This is a genomic window from Streptomyces phytophilus (assembly GCF_013870535.1).
Taxonomy (GTDB): domain Bacteria; phylum Actinomycetota; class Actinomycetes; order Streptomycetales; family Streptomycetaceae; genus Streptomyces; species Streptomyces phytophilus.
The window spans coordinates 1-2,275 of sequence record NZ_JACBXC010000991.1 but is presented as its reverse complement, the minus strand read 5'-3'; the positions used below and the strand labels follow the sequence as shown (position 1 = coordinate 2,275).

3 protein-coding genes are annotated in these 2,275 nt (G+C 72.9%); 1 reads left to right on the top strand and 2 read right to left on the bottom strand.

Going from position 1 to position 2,275, the window contains the following annotated elements:
• Window positions 1-122 precede the first annotated feature (122 nt).
• Window positions 123-374 carry a hypothetical protein gene (locus tag H5J30_RS28145; protein ID WP_181790107.1) on the bottom strand — a complete coding sequence of 84 codons (252 nt, stop codon included), beginning with the start codon at window positions 372-374 and terminating at the stop codon, window positions 123-125.
• Window positions 375-520: 146 nt separating this feature from the next.
• Here H5J30_RS28145 and H5J30_RS28140 point away from each other — a divergent pair, with 146 nt between their 5' ends.
• A complete protein-coding gene (locus tag H5J30_RS28140; RefSeq protein ID WP_181790106.1) occupies window positions 521-1,510 on the top strand; it encodes a carbohydrate kinase family protein in 990 nt (329 codons plus the stop codon).
• Window positions 1,511-1,598: 88 nt separating this feature from the next.
• Here H5J30_RS28140 and H5J30_RS28135 read toward each other — a convergent pair.
• The coding region (locus H5J30_RS28135) for a cysteine desulfurase/sulfurtransferase TusA family protein (RefSeq protein ID WP_181790105.1) at window positions 1,599-2,275 on the bottom strand (677 nt) is incomplete at its 5' end.

Sequence of the window (2,275 nt, the reverse complement as noted above, 5' to 3'; positions counted from 1 at the left end):
TCGGGGGCGGACCCTGGGGGGTGCTCGGTGCTCACCGTTCGGCTCCTTCGTCGGGGATGCCGATGGGACGCCGGTCACGCGGATCCGGTTCCCACCCAAGGGGAACCGACCGGGCGGAGAGGTCAGTCGCCGTACTCGGACATGCCGCGGAGCAGGTCCGCGGACGCCGTCGGCACCATGATCCGGGCCAGACCGCTGATCCGTGCGTCCGGCACGTGTCCTGCGGGGGTGCGCGCGTGACCCGACCAGTGCGGCGCCATCCTGGCGCAGTCGGTGCGCAGTTCGGCCAGGCCGCCGTCCAGCTCCAGGGGTGCGGTGTTCCGGAAGGCCGCCGGCGTGTGGGGGGTGGCGGAGGCCCGCATGTCCTTCTGCATACCTCGACCGTACGCACCCGCGGCGAGGAGTGGTAAGACCTACTATCAGGTAGTTTTGGCCGGGTCGAACCCGTCCGGAGGCGGGCGTTCAGCCGGTAGCGTGAGCACTACCCGCGTTACCTGCCCCGCCTACAGGAGCGTACGCCGTGCATATTGCCGTTTCCGGCTCCATTGCGACCGACCATCTCATGACCTTCCCCGGTCGGTTCTCCGATCAGCTGGTCGCCGACCAACTGCACACCGTCTCGCTGTCCTTCCTCGTCGACAAACTGGATGTGCGCCGCGGTGGCGTCGGGCCCAACATCTGCTTCGGCATGGGCCAGCTCGGTGCCCGTCCGATCCTCGTCGGCGCGGCCGGCGCCGACTTCGGCGAGTACCGCGACTGGCTGGAGCGGCACGGGGTCGACACCGGCTCCGTACGCATCTCCGAAGTGCTGCACACCGCGCGCTTCGTCGTCACCACCGACGCCGACCACAACCAGATCGGCTCCTTCTACACCGGCGCCATGAGCGAGGCCCGGCTGATCGAGCTGAAGACCGTCGCCGACCGCGTCGGCGGCCTCGACCTCGTCTCCGTCGGCGCCGACGACCCCGAGGCGATGCTGCGCCACACGGAGGAGTGCCGCACCCGCGGCATCCCCTTCGCCGCCGACTTCTCCCAGCAGATCGCCCGCATGGAGGGCGACGGCATCCGCACCCTCACCGAGGGCGCCGCGTTCCTCTTCTCCAACGAGTACGAGAAGGGGCTGATCGAGTCCAAGACCGGCTGGGGCGACGAGGAGATGCTGACCCACGTCGGCACCCGCGTCACCACGCTCGGCGCCCGCGGCGTGCGCATCGACCGCGCCGGCGAGGAGCCGATCCTCGTCGGCTGCCCGGAGGAGGAGCGCAAGGCGGACCCGACGGGCGTCGGCGACGCCTTCCGGGCCGGCTTCCTGTCCGGGCTGAGCTGGGGCGTGAGCACGGAGCGGGCGGCGCAGCTCGGCTGCATGCTGGCGACGCTGGTCATCGAGACCGTCGGCCCGCAGGAGTACGAGCTGCGGCGCAGCAACTTCGTCGAGCGCTTCACCAAGGCGTACGGCCAGGACGCCGCCGCCGAGGTGCACGAGCACCTGCCGCGGACGGCGCGGGACTAGGGATGACGCCCGGGCGCCCGGCGGTACGAGCCGGGCGCCCGCGGCGTACGGCCGCCGCGCGTCCCCTTCCCTACGGGACCGGCGCCGCTCAGCTCGTGCGCTGCACCCGGTAGCCCGTGCCGCCGCCCGCCGCCGGCTCCTCGCCCGCGTACTCCTGCCCGCGCATCTCGCACCACGCCGGGATGTCCAGCCGCGCCGCCTCGTCGTCCGACAGCACCAGCGCCGTGCCGCCCACCGGCACCCGGTCGAAGACCTTCGCCAGCTCGATGACGGGGATCGGGCAGCGCCGGCCGCGGGCGTCGACCACCAGCTCGCCGCCCGTCGGCGCCACCTCCGCCGCGCCGTGCGCGGACACGCCCAGCTCCGCCCGCACCCCGGCGACCGCTTCCCGCAGCGCCCGCAGGAAGCCCTCGACCTGCTCCGCCGTCGTCCCCGGGGGCAGCGACACGCGCACGTTGCCCTCGGACAGCACGCCCATGGCCTTGAGCACATGGCTCGGGGTCAGCGTGCTCGACGTGCACGACGACCCGGACGAGACCGAGTACCCCGCCCGGTCCAGCGCGTGCAGCAGCGCCTCACCGTCGACGTACAGGCAGGAGAACGTCAGCAGATGCGGAAGCCGATGCTCCGGGTCGCCGACCACCTCCACGTCCGCGACCGTCTCCGGCACCCGCGCGCGGATCCGGTCCACCAGCGCCCGCAGCCGGGCGTCCTCGGCCGCCGCCTGCGCGCGTACGGCGCGCAGCGAAGCGGCCGTCGCGACGA